Origin of the sequence: Streptomyces bambusae (genome assembly GCF_019400985.1) — a bacterium.
In the GTDB taxonomy this organism is placed as follows: domain Bacteria; phylum Actinomycetota; class Actinomycetes; order Streptomycetales; family Streptomycetaceae; genus Streptomyces; species Streptomyces bambusae_A.
In genome coordinates this window covers 1-2,333 of record NZ_WTFF01000563.1, presented here as the reverse complement: position 1 = coordinate 2,333, position 2,333 = coordinate 1, and the positions used below count along the sequence as shown (strand labels likewise).

Genomic DNA, 2,333 nt, shown 5'->3' with positions numbered 1-2,333 from the left:
CCCCCCCCCCCCCCCCCCCCCCCCCCCCCCCCCCCCCCCCCCCCCCCCCCCCCCCCCCCCCCCCCCCCCCCCCCCCCCCCCCCCCCCCCCCCCCCCCCCCCCCCCCCCCCCCCCCCCCCCCCCCCCCGCCCCCGCCCCCCCCCCCCCCCCCCCACCGGGGGGGGGATCACCCCCGCCCCCGCCCCGCCCCCCGGGCGGCGGCGGGCCCCCCCCCCCCGCCCCCCCCCCGCGGCCGGCCCCCGCCGCGACCCCGGCCCCTACGCCGACCGCCTCCTGGCCGCCTGGGCCGAGCCCCAGCGCCGCTACCACACCACCGCCCACCTGGCCGCCGTACTCGACCACGTCGACACCCTCGCCGCGTACGCCGCCGACCCCGAGGCCGTCCGCCTCGCCGCCTGGTTCCACGACGCCGTCTACCGCCCCGACCGCTCCGAGAACGAGGAACGCAGCGCCGCCCTCGCCGAGCGCGCCCTGCCCGAGCTCGGCCTCGACGACGCCCGCACCGCCGAGGTGGCCCGCCTGGTCCGGCTGACCGTCACCCACGACCCGGCCCCCGGCGACACCGACGGCGAGGTCCTGTGCGACGCCGACCTGGCCGTCCTGGCCGGGGAGCCGCCGGCGTACGCGGCGTACGTCGCGGCCGTGCGCGAGGAGTACGGCTTCGTCCCCGAGGACGCCTTCCGCGCGGGCCGCGCCGCCGTCCTGCGCCAGCTCCTCGACCTGCCCCGGCTCTTCCGGACGCCGTACGGGAGCACCCACTGGGAGGCCCGGGCCCGGAACAACCTGGCAACCGAGCTCGCCGGCCTCACCGGCCCCACAGACCTCACCGACCCCGCCGACCCTGGCACCGGCTGACCGAAGAGGCGACACGCAGCCGTCACAATCCGGGGGAATGCGGTCACCCCCCGGAGGTGTTGATCACGTACATGCCCGTCACCGCCGAACGCACCCGCATGCCCGTCGCCGTCTACATCCTCGGCCTGTCCGTCTTCGCGCTCGGCACGAGCGAGTTCATGCTCTCCGGCCTGCTCCCACCCATAGCCGACGACATGGGCGTCACCATCCCGCAGGCCGGCCTGCTGATCTCCGCCTTCGCCGTCGGCATGGTGGTCGGCGCCCCGCTGCTGGCCGTCGCCACCCTGCGGCTGCCGCGCCGCACCACCCTGATCGCCCTGATCACGCTCTTCGGCCTCGGCCAGGTCGCCGGCGCGCTGGCCCCGACGTACGGGCTGCTGTTCGTGTCGCGGGTGGTGGCGGCGCTGGCCTGCGCCGGGTTCTGGTCGGTCGGCGCGGCCGTCGCCATCGCGATGGTGCCGACCTGCGCGCGGGCCCGCGCGATGGCCGTCATGATCGGCGGCCTGTCGATCGCGAACGTGCTCGGCGTGCCGGCCGGCGCCTTCCTCGGCGAACACCTCGGCTGGCGCTCGGCGTTCTGGGCGGTCGCCGCCGCCTCGGCGGTCGCCCTGGCCGGCATCGTCACGCTCATCCCGCGTATCCCGCTGCCGGAGCAGAAGCCGACCCTCGCCCGCGAGCTGCGCATCTACCGCGACCGGCAGGTCTGGCTGTCCATCGGCACCACCGCGCTCGCCGCGGGCGGCGTCTTCTGCGCCTTCAGCTACCTCTCGCCGCTGCTGACGGACGTGGCCGGGCTGGACTCGGCGTGGGTGCCGTGGGTCCTGGGCCTGTTCGGCATCGGCGCGCTGATCGGTACGGCGGCCGGCGGACGGGTCGCGGACGCGCACCTGTTCGGCGTGCTGCTGTGGGGCATCACCGCGTCCACGCTCTTCCTGGTGCTGCTGGCGCTGCTGGCCTCCGTACAGGTCGCCGCCGTCGCGCTGGCCTTCCTGCTCGGCGTCTCCACCTTCTTCACCGCGCCCGCGCTCAACGCCCGCATGTTCAACGTGGCCGGCGCGGCCCCGACCCTGGCGGGCGCGACCACGACGGCCGCGTTCAACCTCGGCAACACCGGCGGCCCCTGGCTCGGCGGTACGGTCATCGACGCGGGCGCCGGCTTCGCCGCCACCGCCTGGGCCGGCGCGGCCATGACCGTCGTCGCCCTTGGCCTCGCCGCGCTCGCGCTGCGCCTGGACCGCCGTACGCCGGCCGGTGCGACCCGGGTGGTCGCCTCCTCGGCCGGGAACGGGAGCGGGAACGGGGCCCGGGCCGGACACACCGCGGGCGACACGGACCGCGCCACCGCGGCGGGCTAGGGCCTGTCGTCAAATTCCCGTCGTCGCCCGAAGGGCGGCCCCGCGGCGTCTGGTGCGTGCTCTCGGCGTGCCGGGCGGAAGCCCTCGTACTGGACGTACTTGGGGTTTCGTCCGGTGCGGCGA

2 protein-coding genes are annotated in these 2,333 nt (G+C 77.7%); both read left to right on the top strand.

All coding sequences use genetic code 11. From position 1 onward, the window contains the following. Window positions 1-165 precede the first annotated feature (165 nt). Window positions 166-855: an HD domain-containing protein gene (locus tag GPJ59_RS35550; RefSeq protein WP_374201004.1), complete on the top strand. Its 690-nt coding sequence runs from the start codon at window positions 166-168 to the stop codon at window positions 853-855. Window positions 856-953: 98 nt separating this feature from the next. Further along, window positions 954-2,210, top strand: a complete 1,257-nt coding sequence (locus tag GPJ59_RS35545; protein WP_219672253.1) for a Cmx/CmrA family chloramphenicol efflux MFS transporter — start codon at window positions 954-956, stop codon at window positions 2,208-2,210. Window positions 2,211-2,333: the final 123 nt, after the last annotated feature.

Coding starts and splice junctions, on each gene's coding strand:
- GPJ59_RS35545 (WP_219672253.1), top strand. CDS start 954: ATGCCCGTCGCCGTCTACATCCTCGGCCTGTCCGTCTTCGCGCTCGGC.